Annotated in this window: 15 protein-coding genes, 1 tRNA gene and 2 pseudogenes; 13 read left to right on the top strand and 5 right to left on the bottom strand. The window is 67.4% G+C overall.

The features are described 5' to 3' along the window. Positions 1-3: 3 nt before the first annotated feature. On the bottom strand, positions 4-534 hold the full coding sequence (locus E5198_RS05725) for a DUF934 domain-containing protein (RefSeq protein WP_136489045.1): 531 nt from the start codon (positions 532-534) through the stop codon (positions 4-6). Beyond that, the gene (locus E5198_RS05720) at positions 531-2,201 is read right to left on the bottom strand and encodes a nitrite/sulfite reductase (RefSeq protein WP_136489044.1); all 1,671 of its coding nucleotides are present in this window, start codon (positions 2,199-2,201) and stop codon (positions 531-533) included. Before E5198_RS05720 ends, E5198_RS05725 begins: the two co-directional genes overlap by 4 nt. A 251-nt stretch (positions 2,202-2,452) precedes the next feature. Between E5198_RS05720 and ccoG the strand changes: the two genes are divergently transcribed. The 4 genes from ccoG to E5198_RS05700 all read left to right on the top strand — a co-directional run bounded on the left by ccoG (position 2,453) and on the right by E5198_RS05700 (position 7,265). After that, positions 2,453-3,865 carry a cytochrome c oxidase accessory protein CcoG gene (gene ccoG, locus E5198_RS05715; RefSeq protein ID WP_136489043.1) on the top strand — a complete coding sequence of 471 codons (1,413 nt, stop codon included), beginning with the start codon at positions 2,453-2,455 and terminating at the stop codon, positions 3,863-3,865. Between the two features lie 162 nt (positions 3,866-4,027). Next, positions 4,028-5,437: a GntR family transcriptional regulator MpaR gene (gene mapR / locus E5198_RS05710; RefSeq protein ID WP_136489064.1), complete on the top strand. Its 1,410-nt coding sequence runs from the start codon at positions 4,028-4,030 to the stop codon at positions 5,435-5,437. Positions 5,438-5,554: 117 nt separating this feature from the next. Beyond that, the gene (gene ccoN / locus E5198_RS05705) at positions 5,555-6,982 is read left to right on the top strand and encodes a cytochrome-c oxidase, cbb3-type subunit I (protein ID WP_136489042.1); all 1,428 of its coding nucleotides are present in this window, start codon (positions 5,555-5,557) and stop codon (positions 6,980-6,982) included. Positions 6,983-7,031: 49 nt separating this feature from the next. Further along, positions 7,032-7,265: a cbb3-type cytochrome c oxidase subunit 3 gene (locus E5198_RS05700; RefSeq protein ID WP_136489041.1), complete on the top strand. Its 234-nt coding sequence runs from the start codon at positions 7,032-7,034 to the stop codon at positions 7,263-7,265. Between the two features lie 119 nt (positions 7,266-7,384). On the opposite strand, the pseudogene E5198_RS21815 reads toward E5198_RS05700, so the two are convergent. The 3 genes and pseudogenes from E5198_RS21815 to E5198_RS05690 form a co-directional block, all read right to left on the bottom strand. Continuing rightward, positions 7,385-7,463: pseudogene (locus tag E5198_RS21815) on the bottom strand (malonate decarboxylase acyl carrier protein); the annotation flags it as partial. After that, positions 7,464-7,637 (bottom strand): annotated as a pseudogene (locus E5198_RS05695) (malonate decarboxylase subunit alpha); the annotation flags it as partial. Between the two features lie 175 nt (positions 7,638-7,812). Continuing rightward, on the bottom strand, positions 7,813-8,676 hold the full coding sequence (locus E5198_RS05690) for a LysR family transcriptional regulator (RefSeq protein ID WP_136489040.1): 864 nt from the start codon (positions 8,674-8,676) through the stop codon (positions 7,813-7,815). 205 nt (positions 8,677-8,881) lie between these two features. Between E5198_RS05690 and ccoN (E5198_RS05685) the strand changes: the two genes are divergently transcribed. From ccoN (E5198_RS05685) to E5198_RS05650, 9 genes are all read left to right on the top strand, one after another. Continuing rightward, positions 8,882-10,321, top strand: coding sequence for a cytochrome-c oxidase, cbb3-type subunit I (ccoN, locus tag E5198_RS05685; protein ID WP_136489039.1), 1,440 nt, complete (start codon positions 8,882-8,884; stop codon positions 10,319-10,321). Between the two features lie 11 nt (positions 10,322-10,332). After that, the gene (locus E5198_RS21455) at positions 10,333-10,500 is read left to right on the top strand and encodes a hypothetical protein (protein ID WP_168772482.1); all 168 of its coding nucleotides are present in this window, start codon (positions 10,333-10,335) and stop codon (positions 10,498-10,500) included. A 257-nt stretch (positions 10,501-10,757) separates the two neighbouring features. Next, positions 10,758-15,899 (top strand): RecQ family ATP-dependent DNA helicase, encoded by a 5,142-nt coding sequence (locus E5198_RS05680; protein ID WP_136489038.1) that lies wholly within the window; start codon positions 10,758-10,760, stop codon positions 15,897-15,899. A 152-nt stretch (positions 15,900-16,051) separates the two neighbouring features. Continuing rightward, on the top strand, positions 16,052-16,804 hold the full coding sequence (locus tag E5198_RS05675) for a LuxR C-terminal-related transcriptional regulator (protein ID WP_136489037.1): 753 nt from the start codon (positions 16,052-16,054) through the stop codon (positions 16,802-16,804). A 100-nt stretch (positions 16,805-16,904) separates the two neighbouring features. Then, entirely contained in the window at positions 16,905-18,428 is a 1,524-nt protein-coding gene (locus E5198_RS05670) for a 4-hydroxyphenylacetate 3-hydroxylase N-terminal domain-containing protein (RefSeq protein WP_136489036.1), read from the top strand. A 367-nt stretch (positions 18,429-18,795) separates the two neighbouring features. Beyond that, positions 18,796-20,052 carry an amino acid permease gene (locus E5198_RS05665; protein ID WP_136489035.1) on the top strand — a complete coding sequence of 419 codons (1,257 nt, stop codon included), beginning with the start codon at positions 18,796-18,798 and terminating at the stop codon, positions 20,050-20,052. 180 nt (positions 20,053-20,232) lie between these two features. Next, positions 20,233-21,180, top strand: a complete 948-nt coding sequence (locus E5198_RS05660) for a DMT family transporter (protein ID WP_136489034.1) — start codon at positions 20,233-20,235, stop codon at positions 21,178-21,180. A gap of 100 nt (positions 21,181-21,280) precedes the next feature. Then, a tRNA-Pro gene (locus E5198_RS05655) sits at positions 21,281-21,357 on the top strand. 190 nt (positions 21,358-21,547) lie between these two features. Beyond that, a complete protein-coding gene (locus tag E5198_RS05650) occupies positions 21,548-23,101 on the top strand; it encodes an ATP-binding protein (protein WP_136489033.1) in 1,554 nt (517 codons plus the stop codon). Positions 23,102-23,110 lie beyond the last annotated feature (9 nt).

Genomic DNA, 23,110 nt, shown 5'->3' with positions numbered 1-23,110 from the left:
GCCCTACTCCTCCGCGTCTGCGCCACTGCGCCGGCGGAACAGCGGGCGCGGCTCGAGCACCGAGCGGCCGTACAGCACGCTGATGCCGCTCAGGCCCTTGAGCGCGTCGGCGGCCGACTTGTCCTCGCGCACGGCGAAGGCGTCGAAGCCGCACTGGCGCATGTGGCTGAGCTGGTCGCGCAGCACGTCGCCGACGGCGCGCAGCTCGCCCTGCCAGCCCAGCCGCGTACGCAGCAGGTAGGCCTGGCTGTAGGCGCGGCCGTCGCGGAAGCTGGGGAACTCCAGGGCGATCAGCGGCAGACCGGCCAGCCAGGGCGCCAGCTCCTCCGGCTCGTCGTCGGGTGCCAGCCAGATACCGTCGTGGGTATCGGCGCGCCCGGCCAGCACGTCCGCGCTCTGCCGCTCCCTCCACAGCGCCAGCGGCAGCAGCAGCGGGCCGTCCGGCAGCGGTTCTAGCGGTTCGCGCACCCAGCTCCAGGGGTCGTCGGCGACCAGGCGTGCGCCCTCCGCGCCCAGCTTGATCAGGTTGTTCATGCCGAAGCCTCCGTCTGGCGGTACACGCGCTCCTTGAACGGCTCCAGGCCGATGCGCTGCACGGTGTCGACGAAGGGCTCATCGCCCTCGCGGTAGGCGACGAAGGTGTCGACCAGCCGCTCGATCACCTCGGGAATCTGCTCGGCGCCGAACGCCGGGCCGATCACCTTGCCCAGTGCGCTGGCCTTGCCCTGGGCGCCGCCGATGGTGACCTGGTACCACTCGCTGCCGTTCTTGTCGACGCCGAGGATGCCGATGTTGCCGATGTGGTGGTGGGCGCAGGCGTTCATGCAGCCGGAGATGTTCAGGCTCAGCTCGCCCAGATCGTGCAGGTGGTCGAGGTCGGCGAAACGCTCCTGGATGGCCTGGGCGATGGGGATCGACTTGGCGTTGGCCAGCGAGCAGTAGTCGCCGCCGGGGCAGGCAATGATGTCGGTGAGCAGGCCGATGTTGGCCGTGGCCAGACCCAGCTCGCCGGCGCGCTGCCAAACGGCGTACAGGTCGGCCTTGCGCACGTCGGGCAGCACCAGGTTCTGCTCGTGGGCGATGCGGATCTCGCCGAAGCCGTAGCGCTCGGCCAGCTCGGCGACGCCCTCCATCTGCTCGGCAGTGACGTCGCCCGGCGGCATGGCCGGCCCGGGCTTGGTGGACAGCACCACCGCGGCGTAGCCCGCCACCTTGTGCGCCTGCAGGTTGTGTTCGGCCCAGCGGGCGAACGCGGCATCGCCGGCCAGCGCGCTGCCGTAGCCGAGGTCGGCATCATCCAATACGGCATAGGCCGGCGGCGCGAAGTGGGCGGCGACGCGGCGGTACTCGGCCTCGGTCAGCTCGGCCGGGCCGTCCTTGATGTGCTGCCACTCCTCCTCCACCTCACGGGCGAAGGCCTCGACGCCGAGCGCCTTGACCAGGATCTTGATCCGCGCCTTGTACTTGTTGTCGCGCCGGCCGTGGCGGTTGAACACCCGCAGGATGGCCTCGACGTAGGACAGCAGGTGGCGCCAGGGCAGCGCCTCGCGCACCTGCTGGGCGAGGATCGGCGTGCGCCCGAGGCCGCCGCCGACCATCACCCGCAGCAGCAGCTCGCCGGCCTGGTCGCGGTAAAGGTACAGGCCGATGTCGTGCATCATGATCGCCGCGCGGTCCTGCTCGGCCGAGCAGATGGCGATCTTGAACTTGCGCGGCAGGTAGAGGAACTCCGGGTTGACCGTCGACCACTGGCGGAGGATCTCGGCCAGCGGGCGCGGGTCGAGCAGTTCGTCGGCGGCGACCCCGGCGAAGGCCTCGGTGGTGATGTTACGCACGCAGTTGCCCGAGGTCTGGATGGCGTGCATCTCCACCTCGGCCAGACGTTCGAGGATGTCGCCGACCTGCTCCAGCTCGATCCAGTTGAACTGGATGTTCTGCCGGGTGGTGAAGTGGCCGTAGCCGCGATCATGGTGGCGGGCGATGTACGCCAGGGTGCGCAGCTGATCCGCCGACAGCGTGCCGTAGGGGATGGCCACGCGCAGCATGTAGGCGTGCTTCTGCAGGTACAGGCCGTTCTGCAGGCGCAGCGGCAGGAACTCCTCCTCGCTCAGCTCGCCGCTCAGGCGCCGGGCGATCTGGTCGCGGAACTGCGCGACGCGCTCGAGCACCAGGGCGCGGTCATATTCGTCGTATTGGTACATGGGCTACCTCGTCCGGCCGGCCCGCGCCGTCGCGGCAACGGGCACTCAGGGCGGCGACTATGCCCAGCGGGAGCGCGCAAAAACAGCGTCAGATCCCGCCAAAAAAACCGTATCAGACCATGTGTGCGGCAGCTGTTGCCGGTCGCCCAATCTCATCTGATCCGCTTTTTATCGATGGATCTGAGCCTGTTTCCCCGGCAGTCGATCTCCGATCATGGCCCCATCTTTTGCAGGCCCTTTGGAGCCATCCCATGAGCGAACGCATTCCCGCCCGGATCGTCGAGACAGTCGAGCCGCGCGCCACGCGCCTGACACCCGCCCAGGCCGGCGGTCCGATCCACACCCGCAGCTTCACCGGCCTGTACCGCAACCTGCGCCTGGCTGGCGCTGGCGCGCTGTTCCTGCTGTTCTTCGGCACCGCCTGGCTGAACTGGAACGGGCGCCAGGCGGTGCTCTGGGATCTGGCCGGGCGCAAGTTCTACATCTTCGGCGCCACCTTCTGGCCGCAGGATTTCATCCTGCTCTCGGCGCTACTGATCATCTGCGCCTTCGGCCTGTTCGCCATCACCGTGGCCGCCGGGCGGGTGTGGTGCGGCTACGCCTGCCCGCAGAGCGTGTGGACCTGGATCTTCATGTGGGCGGAGAAGGTCACCGAGGGCGACCGCCAGCAGCGCGTCAAGCTGGACGCCGCGCCCTGGTCGGCCGAGAAACTGCTGCGCCGCGGCGCCAAGCATGGCCTGTGGCTGGCGGTCAGCCTGGTCACCGCGCTGGCCTTCGTCGGCTACTTCACGCCGATCCGCGCGCTGGTGCACGACCTGTTCACCCTGCAGCTCGATGCCACCGCCGCCTTCTGGGTGTTCTGCTTCGCCGCCGCTACCTACCTCAACGCCGGCTGGCTGCGCGAGAAGGTGTGCCGCGACATGTGCCCCTACTCGCGCTTCCAGAGCGTGATGTTCGACGCCGACACCCTGGTGGTCTCCTACGACGCCGCACGCGGCGAAAGCCGTGGCGCACGCAAGAAGGAAGCCGATCCCAGGGCCCTCGGCCTCGGCGACTGCATCGACTGCACCCTGTGCGTGCAGGTCTGCCCGACCGGCATCGACATCCGCGACGGTCTGCAGCTGGAATGCATCGGCTGCGGCGCCTGCGTCGACGCCTGCGACAGCATCATGGACAAGATGGGCTACGCCCGCGGCCTGGTGCGCTACAGCTCCGAGCGCGAGCTGACCGGCGGCCGGACCCGCTGGCTGCGCCCGCGCCTGGTCGGCTACGCCGCGGCGCTGCTGCTGATGTTCGGCGCCTTCGGCTGGGCCCTCGACGCACGGCCGCTGGTGTCTCTGGACGTGACCAAGGACCGCGGCCTGTACCGCGAGAACAGCGCCGGGCAGATCGAGAACATCTACCGCCTCAAGGTGATCAACAAGACCCAGCAGGCGCACCGCTATGCGATCTCGCTGGTCGAGCCCGGGGCCTTCGTGCTGCAGGGCGCCGAGGAGCTGCAGCTGGCGCCCGGGGAGATAGTCGACGTGGCGCTGAGCGTGGCGCTGACCGAAGGGCGCGCCGAGGCGAGCACCACGCCACTGCGCTTCACGGTGGCGGATCTGGACGATCCCGCGGTGCGCGTCGTCGCCAACAGCACCTTCGTGTCGCCGCGCCATCGCTGATGCTCCTTGTAGGGGCGGATTCATTCGCCAACGACCGCAGCAAGGCGAAAGAATTCGCCCCTACAAGCCAGGTGCCAGCCCAACCCCCGGAGCCAAGCCATGAGCAGCGGCAAGCAGTTAGACTACCTCACGCCCATCCGCAGGCCGCTGAGCCCGGACAAGATGAAACGCTACGAGAAATTCGCCGACGAGATCGCCGAGCTGATCCGCTCCGGCATCCTCGCTCCCGGGCAACGGGTGCCCTCGGTGCGGCATGCCAGCAGCACCTACGGGGTCAGCCCGTCGACGGTGTTCCAGGCCTACTACCTGCTGGAGAGTCGCGGGCTGATCGTGGCCCGCGCACGCTCGGGCTACTTCGTCCGCGAGCTGGCCCAGCGCCCGCTGCCGGAGCCCGGCATCAGCGCCCGCGAGGCGCAGACCAGCGTGGTCGACGTCAGCGAACTGGTGTTCTCGGTGCTCGGTTCGCTGAAGGACCCGAACACCGTGCCGTTCGGCTCGGCCTTCCCCAGCCCCGACCTGTTCCCCCTCGCCCGCCTGGCACGCTCGATGAGCCACGCGGTGCGCGAGCTGTCGCCCCGCGGTGTGATCGCCGACATGACCGAGGGCAACGCCGACCTGCGCCGACAGATCGCCCTGCGCTACATGGTCAGCGGGGTGATGCTGCCGCTGGAGGAGCTGGTCATCAGCACCGGCGCCATGGAGGCGCTCAACCTGTGCCTGCAGTGCGTGACCCGCCCCGGCGACCTGGTGGCCATCGAGGCGCCGGCGTTCTACGCCACCCTGCAGGTGCTCGAGCGCCTGGAACTCAAGGCGGTGGAGATCCCCGTGCACCCGCGCGAGGGCATCGACCTGGCCAGCCTGGAGGCCAGTCTCCAGCAGTTGCCGATCAAGGCCTGCTGGTTCATGAGCAGCCTGCAGAACCCGCTCGGCGCGAGCATGGCCGAGGACCGCAAGCGTGCGCTGTACGAGCTGCTGCAGCGCCATCAGGTGCCGCTGATTGAGGACGACGTCTACGCCGAGCTGTACTTCGGCAGCCAGCCGCCCAAGCCGGTGAAGAGCTTCGACCGCGAGGGCCTGGTGATGCACTGCGGCTCGTTCTCCAAGTGCCTGGCGCCGGGCTACCGGGTCGGCTGGGTGGCCGGCGGGCGCTGGGCCGAGCAGATCCGCCGGCTCAAGCTGATGACCACCATCTCGCCGTCGGTGCCGGCGCAGGCGGCCATCGCCGACTACCTGCAGCACGGCGGCTTCGACCGCCACCTGCGCCGGCTGCGCCACGCGCTGGAGAGCCAGCAGGCGTCGATGCTGGCCTCGGCGGCGCGGCACTTCCCGGCCAGCACGCGGGTGACCCGGCCGGGCGGCGGCTATTTCCTGTGGTTCGAATTCCCCGAGCAGGTCGACTCGCTGCAGCTGTTCCAGCTGGCCCTGGCGCAGGGCATCAGCCTGGCGCCAGGGCCGATCTTCTCGGCCACCCGGCGCTTCGGCAACTGCGCGCGGCTCAACTACGGCCATCCGTGGGACGCGCAGAGCGAGCGCGCCATGGAAGTGCTCGGGCGCATCATCGCCTCGTTCTGATCCGGTCGAATCGCGTCGATCTGAGTCTGTTTTGCCGCGAACCTGCCTTCTACAGTGTGCAACGTGCCGCGCCCTGCGCTGCGGCCGCCTGGACACCGTCAGCAGAAAGGTTTCGACATGAGCACAACGATTTCCGAACAGGCCTACGACTACAAAGTCGTCCGCCAGTTTGCCGTGATGACCGTGGTCTGGGGCGTCGTCGGCATGGCCATGGGGGTGTTGATCGCCTCGCAGCTGGTCTGGCCCGCCCTCAACTTCGACCTCGAATGGACCAGCTTCGGCCGCCTGCGCCCGCTGCACACCAGCCTGGTGATCTTCGCCTTCGGCGGTTGCGGGCTGTTCGCCGCCTCCTACTACACGGTACAGCGCACCTGCCAGGCACGCCTGTTCGGCGGTCCGCTGATCGGCTTCACCTTCTGGGGCTGGCAGGCGGTGATCGCCATCATGCTGGTCAGCCTGCCGCTGGGCTACACCACCACCAAGGAGTATGCCGAGATCGAGTTCACCGGCGCGGTGGTGATGGCCATCGTCTGGGTCGCCTACGCCGTGGTGTTCTTCGGCACGGTGATGCGCCGCCAGACCAGGCACATCTACGTCGGCAACTGGTTCTTCGGCGCCTTCATCCTGGCCACCGCGATGCTGCACATCGTCAACCACCTGGCCATCCCGGTCGGCTGGTTCAAGTCCTATTCGCTGTACTCCGGCGCCACCGACGCCATGGTGCAGTGGTGGTACGGCCACAACGCGGTGGGCTTCTTCCTGACCACCGGCTTCCTCGGCATGATGTACTACTTCGTGCCCAAGCAGGCCGGCCGCCCGGTGTATTCCTACCGGCTGTCGATCGTGCACTTCTGGGCGCTGATCACCCTGTACATCTGGGCCGGCCCGCACCACCTGCACTACACCGCGCTGCCCGACTGGGCGCAGACCCTCGGCATGGTGATGTCGATCATCCTGCTCGCGCCGAGCTGGGGGGGCATGATCAACGGCATGATGACCCTGTCCGGCTCCTGGCATAAGTTGCGCACCGACCCGATCCTGCGCTTCCTGGTGGTGTCGCTGGCCTTCTACGGCATGTCCACCTTCGAGGGGCCGATGATGGCGATCAAGACCGTCAACGCCCTGTCCCACTACACCGACTGGACCATCGGCCATGTGCACGCCGGGGCGCTGGGCTGGGTGGCGATGATCACCTTCGGCTCGCTGTACCACCTGATCCCCAGGGTGTTCGGCCGCGCGCAGATGCACAGCGTCGCCCTGATCAACCTGCACTTCTGGCTGGCGACCATCGGCACTGTGCTGTACATCGCCTCGATGTGGGTCAACGGCATCATGCAGGGCCTGATGTGGCGCGCCACCAACGAGGACGGCACCCTGACCTACTCGTTCGTCGAAGCGCTGGAGGCCAGCCACGCCGGCTTCCTGGTACGCCTGATCGGCGGCCTGTTCTTCCTCACCGGCATGCTGCTGATGGCCTGGAACACCTGGCGCACCGTGCGCCTGGCCGACCCTGTCGTCTCTCAGGCTCATGCGCAGTGCGCATGACCTTTCGCCCGGCGCTTGCGCCGGGCTTTTTTATTTGAGGAGCAACACCATGACCAACGAGTTCTGGTTGCTGACCTGCGCGACCCTGTTCATCGCCGCCGTGCAGTTCTGTCTCTCGGGCAAGAGCCAGCGCGGTCTGGACGAGGCGACCATGCTGCCCTTTGCGGACGACCCGGAGGTGGCGCGGCGCATGGAGCAGGCCACCGGGCGCAGCCGCACGGGATGTGCCTGTCCGGGTTCTTGCCGTGGTCGCTGTGATGACTGGCAGAGCTTTGCCGCCTGATGGATCGCCATGCTCGGAATCCACCCAGGCGAAGCAAACAGATATCCCCCAACGCCAACGGCCCGCGCAAGGCGGGGCCGTTGGCCTGCGGGCATCGATCAGAACATCGCGCGCATGATGAGCCTGGCCAGACTCGAGCAGCACCTCCAGATCACCTGTGCCGGCGCAGCCCACCTGAGCACTCTGGCGCGCCGGCATGTTGCCTTCCAGCACCACGCGATCGCCGGGGGCGAGCAGCGCTTCCAGGGCGGCGACGATCCTGTCGGTCGGCAGGACCACGCCGTCGGCCAGCTGGCGCACCTGGGCGAGGCGGCGCTGCTTCTCGCTGCGCCGGCGCGACCACTGCGGCGGGGGGGAAATTGTTGTTGTCATGGCTACTCCACGAGGTTCCGCTGTCGTGGAGTCACGGTAGGGTTTCGGGGCAGGGGCGTTCAATCAAGCCCGGCGGTCGATCGTTACGCTCAGGTTAACGATTACTTTGGCGACCGGCTGCGCAGAACCCCATACCGCCCAGCCGCACTCCGTTCGCCGCTGGGCGGGCAAGGCCCTAGATCAGTGGATCCCAGCGCTGCGACCAGTCCCGTTCCTGCCGGGATACTTCGCGCAACAGCGCGAAGGCCTGCTGCAGCTCCGCGGTGTCGCGCTCGCGGACGTAGACCAGATACACGGGGTAGCTGAACTCGGGAGCCCGGGGCACCCGCTCCAGCAGGCCGCGCTCCAGGTAGGCCTGCACCACCCGGGTGCGGAAATAGCCGGTGCCGCCCTGCTCCAGCAGGTACTGCAGGGCCAGCGGACCGAGGTTGAAACTGAGCCCGGCCCGCGCATGTTCGGGCAGGGCGGCGTCGTGCCCACGGCGGAAATCCTCGCCCCAGTCGATGTACAGGTAGGGTTCGGGGTTCTTCACCGAGCGCACCAGGACGAGGCGCTCCTCCAGCAGCGGCTCGACCTGCAGGCCGGCCCAGTAGACGGGGCTGTGGACCAGCGCCGCATCCAGGCGGCCATCCTCGAGCTGCTCCAGCAGTTGCGCGGGAGCGCCGGTCTCGGCGCGTATGGCGTGCTGCGGGAAGCGCTCGCGCAGGCGCCGCACCCACTGCAGCAGCAGCGGACTGCTCAGGCTGACCTCGCCTCCCACATGGAGCAGCTTGCGATACCCCTCGGGCAGGGGCAGATCGCGCTGGGCGGCCTCCCAGGTCTGGATCAGCTGGTTCGCGTAGGCGACGAACGCCGTGCCGTTGGCGGTGAGTGTGGCGCCGGAGCGGTTGCGCACGAAGAGCTTGCAGTCGAGCTGCCCCTCCAGGTTCTGCACCCGTGCGGTGATCGCCGTCTGGGTGACGTGCAGCCGCTCGGCGGCAGCGATGAAGCTGCCGCAGCGGACGATTTCGAGGAAGGTGCGGGCAAGTTCGATGTCCATTTTTGCGCGTTCCGGTGGAGGCTGCCAGGCGTGGGCGGGGGCCTTGCGGCGGCGCATGGCACCCGGCCAACCATCAAAAATAATGCATTTATAGCTCACAATTATTAGTTTGTTGAATCATTCCGTGCGCGCCAGACTATCGCGGCCTTGCCAAGGCCCGATTACAGGGCAAAAACCCAAAAACCTGCGTGCATCCGGAACAGCCATGACAACTGAATTCGTTCCCGACTCCGAAGCCACCTACAACTACAGGGTGGTCCGCCAGTTCGCGCTGACGACCCTGTTCTGGGGGGTGTTCGGCATGGCCATGGGCGTCGTCATCGCCGCCCAGCTGGTCTGGCCCGAACTGAACCTCGGCCTGCCCTGGACCAGCTTCGGTCGCATACGGCCGATCCACACCAACCTGGTGATCTTCGCCTTCGGCGGCGGCGCCCTGTTCGCCACGTCCTTCTACGTGGTGCAGCGCACCAGCCGGGTACGGCTGATCTCCGATCGCGTGGCCAGCTTCGTGTTCTGGGGCTGGCAGGCCGCGGTGGTGGCCATCCTGTTCAGCTATCCGCTGGGCTTCACCACCTCCAAGGAATACGCCGAGATGGAGTGGCCCATCGCCCTGTGGGTGACCATCGTCTGGATCGCCTACGCCTGGCTGTTCTTCGGCACCATCGCGCGGCGCACGGTGCGCCACATCTACGTCGGCAACTGGTTCTACGGCGCGTTCATCATCGTCACGGCGATGGTCCACATCGTGAACCACGCGGTCATCCCGGTGGGCCTGCTCAAGTCCTACCCGCTGTACTCGGGCGCCACCGACGCGATGATCCAGTGGTGGTACGGCCACAGCGTGGTGGGCTTCATCCTCTCGGTGGGCTTCCTCGGCATGATGTACTACTTCGTGCCCAAGCAGGCCGAGCGGCCGATCTACTCCTACCGCCTGTCCATCGTGCACTTCTGGGCGATCATCTCCCTGTACATCTGGGCCGGTCCGCACCACCTGCACTACACCGCGCTGCCCGACTGGGCGCAGACCCTCGGCATGGTGATGTCGGTGATCCTGCTGGCACCGTCCTGGGGCGGCATGATCAACGGCATGATGACCCTCTCCGGCGCCTGGCATAAGCTGCGCACCGATCCGATCCTGCGCTTCCTAGTGGTGTCGCTGGCCTTCTACGGCATGTCCACCTTCGAGGGCCCGATGATGGCGATCAAGACCGTCAACGCCCTGTCCCACTACACCGACTGGACCGTCGGCCACGTGCACGCCGGCGCGCTGGGCTGGGTGGCGATGATCAGCATCGGCACGCTCTACCACATGATCCCGCGCCTGTACGGCCGCGAGCGGATGCACAGCATCGCGCTGATCAACGCGCACTTCTGGATGGCGACCATCGGCACCGTGCTGTACATCGCCGCCATGTGGGTCAACGGCATCTCCCAGGGCCTGATGTGGCGCGCGGTCAACGCCGACGGCACCCTCACCTACTCCTTCGTCGAGGCGCTGGAAGCCAGCCATGCCGGCTACGTGGTGCGCCTGATCGGCGGCGGCATCTTCGCCAGCGGCATGCTGCTGATGGCCTGGAACGCCTGGTGCACCGTGCGCAGCGGCGAGCGGGTGGCGCCGCGTATCCCTGCCGCCGTCGCGCACTGAGGAGAACCGCCATGCTGATCCTGTCCTGCCTCACCCTGCTGAGCCTGTTCGGCCTGTACCGCAGCCTGAAGGGCCATTCCGCCGAGGAGCTGGACGCTGCCGCGCACCTGCCCTTCGCCGACGATCCCCAGGCCATGTGGCGCCTGGCCGCTGCCGAGTCGCGCCGGCTGGTCGCCTGAGGGCCAGCCGCCAACCGGGTGTTCCATGCCATGGATGGCGCCCCGTCCCACGAGGACGCCTTGGAGCCCGCCGCTACCCGCGCGCGGGCTCGTCTTTTCCCCGACATCTTCGGCAACCTGGCCGGCGGCAAGGGGGGATGACGAGCGGGCGGCCGGGAGTTCAGCGCAGAGACGTTGACTCCGTCACATTTCCCGCTCCCCTGCGCATGCGCTAAAGTCGCGCCCTGCTTGGATTTTTCACAGGGACGAGGCGATTCATGGCGGTGCCTGCGCAACCGAAGTGTCTGGTATTCGATCTGGAGGTGGTGCCGGCAACTGCCGACCAGCCGGCGCGGATCATCAAGCTCGGCGCCCTGCGTCCGGACACCGGCGCGGAGCTGGAGTTCGACACCCCGTCACCCCAGCGCCTCGACGCCGCGCTCAGGCAGCTGGACCAACTGGCCGAAGGCGCCAGCTTCCTGCTCGGCCACAACCTGCTGGGCCATGACCTGCCGCTGCTCGAGGCGGCCGCTCCCGGCCTCGCCCTGCTGCGCCTGCCGGCCATCGACACCCTGCGCCTGTCGCCGCTGGCCTTCCCGCAGAATCCGTACCACCGGCTGATCAAGGACTACAAGCTGATCCGCGCCAGCCTCAACTCGCCGCTGGCCGACTGCCGGGCGACCCTGGCGCTGTTCCTCGACCAGCAGCAGGCGTTCCGCCAGCTGCACGCGAGCCGCAACGAGGAGCTGCTCTGCTACCAGGCGCTGGTCGCGCCGCAGGTCGGCGCCGGTCTCGGCAATTTCTTCATGCACATGAGCGGCCAGCGGCCGCTGCCGGTCGAGCGCCTCGGCGAACTGCTGCCGACGCTGCTGCGGGAAAGCGATCCCACCCTGTCCCGCGATCTCAAGGTCTGCCGCACCCGTCTGGCCAGCCTGATTGCCCATGACCTGCACCAGGCAGAGTGGCTCTGGCCGCTGGCCTACGCCCTCGCCTGGCTGCGGGTGGCCGGCGGCAACTCGGTGCTGGCACCCTGGGTGCGCCACCAGTTCCCGGCGGTGGCCCAACTGATCGGCGAGCTGCGTGACCAGCCGTGCAGCGATCCCGCCTGCCAGTACTGCCGCAGCGCCCACGACCCGCGCCACGAGCTCAGGCGCTACTTCGGCTTCGACGACTTCCGCCGCGAGGCGGGCGGCGCCAGCGCGCAGGAGGACATCGTGCTGGCCGGCATGCAGGGCCGCTCGGTGCTCGCGGTGCTCGCCACCGGCGGCGGCAAGTCGCTGTGCTACCAGCTGCCGGCGCTCAACCGCTACCACCGCAACGGCAGCCTGACGGTGATCGTCTCGCCGCTGCAGTCGCTGATGAAGGACCAGGTCGACGGCCTGCTGGCGCGCAACGTGCAGTGCGCCGCCGCGCTCAACGGCCTGCTGACCCTGCCCGAGCGCGCCGACGTGCTGGAGAAGCTCCAGCTCGGCGACGTCGGCCTGCTGCTGGTGTCGCCCGAGCAGTTCCGCAACAAGGCGCTGCGCAGCGCCCTCGCCCAGCGCCAGATCGGCGCGTGGATCTTCGACGAGGCGCACTGCCTGTCGAAGTGGGGCAACGACTTCCGCCCCGACTACCTGTACGTCGCGCGCTTCATCCGCGAATTCAGCGGCGACGCGCCGCTGGCGCCGGTCGGCTGCTTCACCGCCACCGCCAAGCTCGACGTGCTGGAGGACATCCGCAGTCACTTCCGCGACGCGCTGGGCATCGAGTTCCGCGAGTTCATCGGCACGCCCGAGCGCAGCAACCTGAGCTTCGAGGTGCAGCCGGTCGGTCCCGGCGAGAAGTGGCCGCGCACCCACCAGTTGCTCGAGGACGAGCTGGCCGGCCGCGACGGCGGCGCCGTGGTGTTCGTCGCCAGCCGCAAGAACGCCGAGGGACTGGCCGAATTCCTGCAGCGCCAGGACTGGGCCTGCCGCCACTTCCATGCCGGGCTGCAGCCCCACGAGAAGAAGGACATTCAGGACGCCTTCAAGGACGGCCGGCTGCGGGTGATCGTCGCCACCAACGCCTTCGGCATGGGCGTGGACAAGCAGGACGTACGCCTGGTGGTGCACGCCGACATCCCCGGCTCGCTGGAGAACTACCTGCAGGAGGCCGGCCGCGCCGGGCGCGACCAGCAGCAGGCGCGCTGCGTGCTGCTCTACGACCCGCAGGACATCGAGACCCAGTTCGGCCTCAGCGAGCGCTCGCAGCTCAGCCAGCGCGACATCCAGCAGATCCTCAGGAAGCTGCGCGAGGAGAGCAAGCGCCGCAAGGGCGGCCAACTGGTGATCAGCGCCGGCGAGATCCTCCAGGGCGTGCAGACCAGCTTCGACGCCGACGACCGCGACGCGGAGACCAAGGTGGTCACCGCCATCGCCTGGCTGGAGCGCGGCCGCTTCCTGCGCCGCGAGGAGAACCACACGCGGGTGTTCCCGGCGCGTCTGAAAGAGTCCGAGGAACAGGCCGAGGCGCGCCTGAAGCAGGCCCGCCTGCCGGCCCGCCGTCTGGAGGAGTTCCGCGCCATCCTGCAGTACCTCTACGCCGCCGAGGCCGACGAGCGCGTCAACACCGACCGCCTGATGACGCTCACCGGGCAGACCGCCGAGGAATTCGCCGGCAGCCTGCGCCAGCTGGAGGAGCTGGGTCTCTTGGAGAACGACACCCAGCTGACCCTCTACCTGCGCCACGCCATGGCCGACGCCTCGGCCGAGCGCCTGCGCCAGTCGCTGCAGTTGGAAGAGGCTCTGCTGGAAACCCTGGCCGAACTGGCCCCGGATGCGGACCAAGGTGGCTGGCAGGACCTGCACCTACCCGCGCTGACCGCCCAGCTGCGCGAGACCGCCACCCTGCCCGGACTGCTGCCGCTGCACCTCCTGCGCCTGCTGCACAGCCTGGCCCAGGACCGCGACGGCGACCGCCAGCAGGGCAGTTGCCTGGAGCTGCGCCAGCTCAACCGCGACTACCTGAAGCTGCGCCTGCGCAATGGCTACGGCTGGCGCCAGGTGGCCGAACTGGGCGAGAAGCGCCGCGCCATCGCCGCGGTGCTGCTGCCCTTCCTGCTCGGCAAGCTGCCGGCCGGTGCGCGCGGCAAGGACCTGCTGGTGACCACCACCTTCGGCGAACTGCGCGGGTTGCTCGAGACCGACCTGGAGCTCGGCCCGCGCATCCGGCCGGAGCAGCGCCAGGCCGCCCTCGAGCACGTGCTGCTGTACCTGCACCAGCAGGAGGTGCTCACCCTCAACCACGGCATGAGCGTGATGCGCCGGGCGATGACCATCGCCATCGACCCCGAGCGCGACAGGCAGAACTACCTCAAGGAGGACTTCCAGCGCCTCGACGAGCACTACCGCGAGCGGCGCATCCAGGTGCACGTGATGCGCGAGTACGCGGAGATCGCCCTGCGCGAGATGGCCGCGGCGCTCAATCTGGTGCTGCACTACTTCAGCGACAGCAAGCAGGCGTTCCTGCGCCGCTACTTCGCCGGCAGGGACAAGGTGCTGGCGCTGGCCACCAGCGAGGCCTCCTGGCGGGCGATCACCGGACCGCTCGACGCCACCCAGCGCGACATCGTCACCGACGGCGAGCGCAACCGGCTGATCCTCGCCGGCCCCGGCTCGGGCAAGACGCGGGTGATCGTGCATCGCATCGCCTACCTGCTGCGCGTACGCCGGGTGCCGGCCAGCGCCATCATCGCGCTGACCTTCAACCGCCACGCCGCCAACGAGATCCGCCGGCGCATGCTCGAACTGGTCGGCCAGGAGGCCTTCGGCCTCACCGTGCTGACCTACCACGCCATGGCCATGCGTCTGACCGGCACCAGCTTCACCCGCCGCGACAAGGTCGACGAGCGCGAACTGGAAGCCCTGCTGGAGCGCGCCGCCGAACTGCTCGAGGGCCGCCAGTTGGTGGAGGGCGAGGAGGACGACCTGCGCGAGCGCCTGCTGCGCGGCTACCGCTACATCCTGGTCGATGAATACCAGGACATCGACGAGCGCCAGTACCGCCTGGTCAGCGCCCTGGCCCAGGCCAGGCGGCGCAGCGAGGATGGTGACGCCGACCTGTGCATCCTCGCCGTCGGCGACGACGACCAGAACATCTACCAGTGGCGCGGCGGCAGCAACCGCTACATCGAGCGCTACCGCGAACAGTACGCCGCCGAGATCAGCTACCTGGTGGAGAACTACCGCTCCAGCCAGGCGATCATCGCCGCCGCCAACCGGCTGATCGAAGGCAATCCGGGGCGGCTCAAGGCCGCGCAGCCGATCCGCATCGACCGACAGCGCCAGGCCGAGGCGCACGGCGGCCGCTGGCAGACGCTGGATGCGCAGCGCCAGGGCCGCGTGCTGCTCCTGCAACTGCCGGCGAGCGACCGCGAGCACGGCAACCTGCAGGCCCAGGCGCTGCTCGGCGAGCTGCAGCGCCTGCTCGATCTGGAGCAGTGCAGCGACTGGCAGGGCTGCGCCGTGCTCGCCCGTACCCGCCGCTACCTGCAGCCGCTGCAGGCCTGGTGCGAGCAGCGGGGCGTCGCCTACCACCTCGCCGACGACCAGGACGGCCTGCCGCTGCCCCGCCAGCGCGGCTTCGTCCACGCCATCGAGCGGCTGCGCGCGGGCGATGCGCAGCCGGACGTCGCCGGGCTGCGCGCAGGGCTGGCCGAGTGGGCGGCCGAGGCCGACTGGCAGGCGTTCTTCGCCACCGCCCTGGAGCAGCTGCAGGGCGAACTGGGCGACTGCCGGTTGTCGCGCGCGGCGCTGATCGACTGGCTGTACGACTACGCCCGCGAACTGCGCCAGCAGGCGCGCCCCGGCCTGTATCTGGGCACCGTGCATTCGGCCAAGGGCCTGGAGTTCCGCCACGTGGCGCTGCTCGACGGCGGCTGGCAGCAGCGCCCGGAGCAGCTGGAGGAGGAGCGCCGGCTGTACTACGTGGGCATGACCCGGGCGCGGGAAACCCTGACCCTGGCCGCCTTCCAGCCCGGCAACCCGTTGTCCCGCGCCCTCGCCGGCGAGGTGCAGGAACGGGGCTTCGCCGGCCGCCACGACCCGCAGCTGGCGACCCGCTACCGTATGCTCGGCCTGCAGGAGATCGACCTCGGCTTCGCCGGCCGCCACCCCGCGCAGGCGCCCATCCACCAAGCCATCGCCGAGTTGCAGCCCGGCGACCCGCTGCAGCTGCGCGCGGACGGCGAGCGCCATCTGCTGCTCGACGGCCAGGGCCGCTGCGTCGGCCGCACCTCGCGCGCCTTCCATCTCGATCTGGAGATCGAGCACTGCGAGGTGGCCGGCATTCTCACCCGCTACGCCGAGGACGGCGAGGAACAGTTCCGCGACGGCCTCCGGTGCGTGCAGTGGGAGATCGTGGTGCCGCGCCTGCGCGGGCGGGAGCGCGGCGCCTGATGACGATGGGCGAAGATGCTGACAAGCTTACGCCCCCACATTTTCCAGGCATGACGACGGCCCGACCACTGTCCCCGAGACGCAGGCTGTCGCCGAGGCCGGAGGATTACACTTGTCATCGGACAACGCTGCCAGCGACGAAGAGTGAAGCCATGACCGCATCCCCCACCGGCCAGCCCGCACCCGGCTGGCTGCCCTCCCCCGCCCTGCTGGCCCTGCTCGACGGTCTCGGCGAGGACGACTTCCTCGAGCGTTTCCTCGACTGGGTCCACGCCGTGCTGGGCGCCGACCAGTGCATGCTGTTCTTCTGCGCCGCGGACAAGCGCGTCTCCACCCTGCTGTACAAGGACTTCGCCCAAGACGAGTCGGCCCGTGCCCTCGCCCACTCCTACATCAGCGAGCGCCGCTACATGCAGGACCCCAACTTCGCCCTGCTCAAGGAATGCCCGCCGGGCGAGCTGCACGTGCTGCACCTGGAACACCTGGGCAACGAGATGGGCCCCAACTACCGGCGGCGCTTCTTCGACGAGCCGGGCTTCAAGGACAAGCTGTCGATCATCCGCGGCCACGAGGCAGGCAACTACTACCTCAACCTGTACCGCCGCGCGGGCAGCTTCGGCGAGGTGTTCCGCCATCCCGAGGACGAAGCCGCCGCCGCGCGGCTGCTCAGCAGCCTGCTGGTCAAGCACTACCTGATCAACCAGAAGATGCTCGCCCAGGGCCCGCTGGCCTTCCTCTCGCACCGCGAGCAGCAGGTCTGCCAGGCGGTGCTGCAGGGCAAGAAGAGCGAGCTGATCGCCGACGAACTGGGCGTCTCGCTCAACAGCGTGGCCACCTACCGCAAGCGCGCCTACGAGAAGCTGGGCATCTCCAGCCGCGCCCAGCTGTTCGCTCTCTGCCAGTGAGCTGTCACCATTTTCAGGTGACAACCCTCGCCGGCAGGCTCCATTAACCTGATCTCTTCGTAGTAGTCACCCACTACAAGAATCGAGAGAGAGCGTGCCCATGAAACCCGAGAGCCACATCAAGCAAGCCGGTCGTCCGTTCAATGGCGAGGAATTCCTCGCCAGCCTGCGCGACGGTCGCGAGGTCTACTACGCCGGCGAGCGCGTCGAGGACGTCACCACCCACCCGGCGTTTCGCAACTCGGCACAGACCGTGGCCTCTCTCTACGATGCCCTGCACGCCCCGGAAACCAAGGACAAGCTGTGCTGGGCGACCGACACCGGCAACGGCGGCTACACCCACAAGTTCTTCCGCTACGCCCGCTCCCGCGAGGAGATGCTCGAGCAGCGCGACGCCATCGCCGAATGGGCGCGCATGAGCTACGGCTGGATGGGCCGCACCGCCGACTACAAGGCCGCCTTCGGCGACACCCTGGGCGCCAACCCCGAGTTCTACGGCCGCTTCGAAGGCAACGCGCGGACCTGGTACAAGCGCATCCAGGAAAACTGCCTGTACCTGAACCACGCCATCGTCAACCCGCCGATCGACCGCAACAAGCCGAGCGACACGGTCAAGGACATCTACGTCCACGTCACCCGCGAAACCGACGAGGGCATCTACGTCAACGGCGCCAAGGTGGTGGCCACCAACTCCGCGCTGACCCACTACAACTTCATCGGCCAGACCGCGGCCCAGGAGATCGGCGACGATCCCGACTTCGCCCTGCTGTTCATCACCCCGATGAACGCCAAGGGGGTCAAGCTGATCTCCCGCGTGTCCTACGAGAAGAACGCCACCGACACCTCCTCACCGTTCGATTACCCGCTGTCCTCGCGCTTCGACGAGAACGACGCGATCCTGATCCTCGAGAATGTGTTCATCCCGTGGGAAGACGTGCTGATCTACAAGGACAAGCAGAAGCTGGTGCAGTGGGGCTTCGCCGCCGGCTTCGGTCGCCTGTACCCGCTGCAGGCCTGCACCCGCTTCGCGGTCAAGCTGGACTTCCTCGCCGGCCTGCTCGAGCAGGTGCTGGAGTGCACCGGTGCCATCGACTTCCGCAGCGTGAGCGCCGATCTGGGTGAAGTGGTGGCCTGGCGCAACCTGTTCTGGTCGATCACCGACCACATGTGCCTGGCCGCCGAGAAGTGGCAGAACGGTGCCTACCTGCCGCCGACCGAATCGGCGTTCAACTACCGCACCTTCGCGCCGATGGCCTACGACAAGATCTTCCACATCATCAAGACCACCGCGGCCAGCGGCCTGATCTACCTGCCGGGCAGCAACGTCGACCTGCAGAATCCGGAACTCGACGCCGCCCTGGCCCGCTACTGCCGCGGCTCCGGCGACATCAAGCACACCGACCGGATCAAGATCATGAAGCTGATGTGGGACGCCATCGGCACCGAGTTCGGCGGCCGCCACCACCTGTACGAGCTGAACTACGCCGGCACCGCCGACGCCATCCGCATCCAGTGCCTGGGCAGCGCCCGCGCCACCGGCGAGATGAGGAAGATGCGCGAGCTGTCGCAGAAGTGCATGAGCGAGTACGACGTCAACGGCTGGAAGATCCCCGGCCTGAAGTAACCGCCCGCCCCACGAAAAAAGCCGGACCCTGTGTCCGGCTTTTCTTTTGTGTGCCCCGCAATCGCCGCCGCCCACCGCTCCCAGCATCGATCATGCCACCCCAGGCAGTTCTCGCCTAAAGTCGTAGAAGAGTTTCAAGTAAAACAACAGACTGTGTGATATTTTCGCCACCCGTTTGAAACCGGCGGCCTGACGTCCTGCACTCCTGCAGCCAGTCCGGTGTCGCCGCGGTGTCAGGACGATTGCCAGGAGGCGCCTTACCCACCTGTTGTCCCGCAGTGTCCTCGCTCGTTCGCAGACATGCAGACCATGCAGTCCAAGGTCAGGGCTCTCCTGTTTGTTGAACGTAGATGCGAGGCACTTCTTTATGAGCAATACCCGGGTCCAGTCCCATCAGGATCAGGTCGCAGCGGAGTCCGTCGATTCGTCGGGACTGGAGGTCACGCGCCTGAGCTTCCTCGAGGCCGTGGCGATGATCGTCGGCACCAACATCGGTGCCGGCGTGCTGTCCATGGCCTACGCCAGCCGCAAGGCCGGCTTCATGCCGCTGCTGATCTGGCTGGCGGTTGCCGGCGTGTTCACCACCATTTCCATGCTGTACGTGTCGGAAACCGCGCTGCGCACCCGCACCCACAGCCAGCTCAGCGGCCTGGCCCAGCGCTACGTGGGCTCGTTCGGCGCCTGGGCGATCTTCGTCTCGGTGGCGGTCAACAGCATCGGCGCGCTGATCGCCTACATGAGCGGCAGCGGCAAGATCCTCAGCGCTTTCCTCGGCATCGACCCGGCGCTGGGCAGCCTGCTGTTCTTCGCGCCCGCAGCGCTGGTGCTCTACCTCGGCCTCGGCGCCATCGGCAAGGGCGAGAAGTTCATCAGCATCGGCATGGTCAGCATGATCGTCATGCTGGTCATCGCCACCCTGGTCCACGACAACACCGACGTCGCCCGCCTGTTCGAGGGCGACTGGGTGTACATGGTGCCGGTGTTCAACATCGCCGTGTTCTGCTTCTCCGCCCAGTACATCGTGCCGGAGATGGCCCGCGGCTTCAGCCACGCGCCGGCGCGCCTGCCCAGGGCGGTGATCACCGGCATGGCGCTGACCTTCGTGCTGCTGGCCATCGTGCCGATGTCGGTGATTTCCCTGACCGGCCTGGAGAACCAGACCGAGGTGGCCACCCTGGCCTGGGGCCAGGCGCTCGGCCAGTGGGCGTTCTACACCGCCAACACCTTCGCCCTGTGCGCCATGCTGACCTCCTACTGGGGCCTGGGCGGCAGCTTCCTGACCAACATCTTCGACAAGTTCCACTCCCTGGGTGCGGAAACCCAGCCCAAGACCCGCCTGGTGGTGCTCGGCCTGGTGTGCGTGCCGCCCTTCGTGCTGGCCTACAGCGGCATGGTCGGCTTCGTCAACGCGCTGTACTTCGCCGGCGCCTTCAGCGGCGTGATCCTGTCGATCATGCCGATCCTGATGCTGCGTGCCGCGCGTCGCCACGGCGACCTGCAGCCGGCCTGGCAGTGCGGCTGGATCGCCCATCCGGCGGTGCAGGCGACCATCGTGGCGATCTACCTGGCCAGCGCCGCCTACGCGGTCTGCAGCGCCCTGGACCTGCTGCCGGCCGGCTGGTGATCCCGCCCCGCAGGAGCCCGCAGAGCGGGCTCCTGCGTCTATCCGCCACTCGCCAGGACAATCCCTGATCCGCACCATGCGCTACCCGCACACAGCGCGGCACACGACGAGCCAGCGACTCCCGCCGCATGGACTTCCATGCGTTGCGGATACTGGCCATGCAACCCCAGGAGACGACTCATGAAGCATGGTGTCATTTACGGCGGCCTGGCCGGCGCCGCCTGGGGGCTGGTGTTCCTCTCGCCGGCCCTGCTCCCCGACTTCTCGCCCCTGCTGCTCAGCTGCGGGCGCTTCCTCATGTACGGCCTCATCGCCCTGCTGATCGGCCTGCCGCTGGCACGCAGCCTGTGGCGCCGGCTGACCCTGGCCGACCTGCTGGCGCTGGTGCGCCTGTCGCTGACCGGCAACGTCGTCTACTTCATCCTGCTGGCCGCCGCCGTGCAGCGGGTCGGCATCGCACCCACCTCGCTGGTGATCGGCGTGCTGCCGCTGACCATCACCCTGCTCGGCCGCAACGAGGCCGACGCCCCGTCCCTGCGCCGGCTGCTCTGGCCGCTGCTGGCGGTGCTGGCCGGCATCGCCTGCATCAACCTGGAGGCGCTGCTGCTCGGCGGCGCTCCGGAACAGCCGCTGGGCGAGCGCGTACTGGGCATGCTCTGCGCGCTGCTGGCGCTGGCCTGCTGGAGCTGGTTCGCCGCCGACAACGCACGCTGCCTGAAGCGCCAGACGCACTTCAACAGCAACGAGTGGTCGCTGCTCACCGGTGTGGTCACCGGCCTGCTGGCCGGCGGCCTGTGGCTGGCAGCCGACCTGCTCGGCCTCGCCGCCGCCCGGGTCGAACTGCCCACCGAGCGCTGGCAAGCCTTCTGGCTGGTCAACCTGACCCTCGCCGTGGTCGCCTCCTGGCTCGGCTACACCTTCTGGAACGCCAGCACCCGCCGCCTGCCGCTGACCCTGTCGGGACAGATGGTGGTCTTCGAAACCCTGTTCGCACTGGTCTACGGCTTCGTCTACCTGCAGCGCCTGCCCAGCCTGCTGGAGGCCTTCGCCATCGTCCTGCTGCTGGGCGGAGTCTGCGTTGCGGTGACACGGCACAGCCGGCCGTCCGCTGCGGGCGCCCGCACCTGACGCCACACCTCGATGCAAACAGGGAGAGGCTGAAAAAAACTTCCACATTTCAGAAGCTTAGTGTATAGTCACCCTCGTTTTCCGGCATACGGAAACACTTCGGGGCGTAGCGCAGCCTGGTAGCGCACTTGCATGGGGTGCAAGGGGTCGAGTGTTCGAATCACTCCGTCCCGACCAAAAACTCCAAAAAACCCAAGCACCCATAGGTGCTTGGGTTTTTTTATGCCTGCACTGTTTACAGTGCCCCAGCACCTCTGAACCGACGGAGATATCTGCCAAGCTCCCAGATACCGCCGAACTCAGACTCGACTGAGTTTGATGGCTGCCTTCGACTACAATCGCCCCAGCTGCCAAAAGGTTGCCTGCCATGTCACGTAAGAAGCTGCCCATCGGCGTCCAGACCTTCGCCCGCATCCGCGAGGATGACTGCTATTACGTCGACAAGACTGGCATCGCCCTGCAGCTGATCGAGGAAGGCAACTACTACTTCCTCTCCCGCCCGCGGCGCTTCGGCAAGAGCCTGTTCCTCGACACCTTGGCCGAGCTGTTCGAGGGCAACGAGCCGCTGTTTCGTGGGCTTGTAGCACACGAAACATGGGACTGGAACCGGCGTCATCCGGTGATCCGTCTCAGCTTCGGCGGTGGGGTGATCCGTGATGCGGCAGACCTGGGCACCAAGATCGACGAGCTGCTGGGCATCAACGAGCGCCGACTGCAGGTCAGCTGTACACAGCACGATAACCGTGGCCGCTTTGCCGAGCTGATCCGCGAAGCCGAACGCCTGCATGGCCAGCGGGTGGTGATCCTGGTCGACGAGTACGACAAGCCGATCCTCGACAACCTGACTCGCCCCGAAATCGCCCGCGAGATCCGCGACGGGCTGCGTGATCTGTATTCGGTGATCAAGGATAACGACGCACACATCCGCTTCGCCATGCTCACCGGGGTGTCCAAGTTCAGCAAGGTCAGTCTGTTCTCTGGACTGAACAACCTGCGCGATATCACCCTGTCACCCGGCTATTCCGCCATCTGTGGGTATACCGACGAGGACGTGGGTACGGTATTCGCCCCGGAGCTGGTCGGCCTGGATCGGGATGACGTCCGCCAGTGGTACAACGGCTACAACTGGATCGGCACCTCTGTTTACAACCCCTTCGATCTGCTGCTCTTGTTCCGTGAACGCGAGTTCCGCCCGTTCTGGTTCGAAACGGGGACGCCGACCTTCCTTGTCGACTTACTGACGACACGGCGGACCTTCACGCCGGATCTGGAACGGATCATGGCGCTGGAAACCCTGCTGTCTAGCTTCGATGTCGACCACATCCCCGTCGAAGCGCTGATGTTCCAGGCCGGCTACCTGACCATCGACAGTGTGCGGCGCTTGCCGGGACAGTTGCACATGACCCTGCGCTATCCAAATCTCGAGGTTCGCAGTTGCCTGAACAGCGCCCTCCTACAGGCTTGGAGCGACGATCCGGCACGATGCGGGGTACATCTGCCACAGCTCTACGACCGGCTGCTGGCCAACGATTTCCAGGGCCTTTCGGCACTGTTCACATCTTTCTTCGCCAGCATTCCCAACGACTGGTATCGCAACAAGCCGATTGCCCAGTACGAGGGCTACTGGGCGAGCGTTTTCTACAGCCACTTTGCTGCGCTGGGACTGGATATCCGCCTTGAGGATGCGACCAACCGTGGACGCATCGACATGGCCGTGCTGTTCAATAGCCAGGTCTACCTGTTTGAGTTCAAGGTGGTGGAGCTGGTGCCCGAGGGCAAGGCGCTACAACAGATTCGTGATCGCGGCTACGCAGAGAAGTATCGCTCTCGGGGAGAACCAATCCATCTGATCGGCGTGGAGTTCAGCCGCGAGAGCCGCAGCGTGGTGGGGTTCGAGGTCGAGCGAGACTCAACGCACTGAGCAGCGCGA

The sequence above is a fragment of the Pseudomonas sp. A-1 genome (assembly GCF_004801855.1).
Classification (GTDB): domain Bacteria; phylum Pseudomonadota; class Gammaproteobacteria; order Pseudomonadales; family Pseudomonadaceae; genus Geopseudomonas.
Note: the sequence above shows the minus strand (reverse complement) of the source record. Positions and strands in the feature narration are given on the sequence as shown.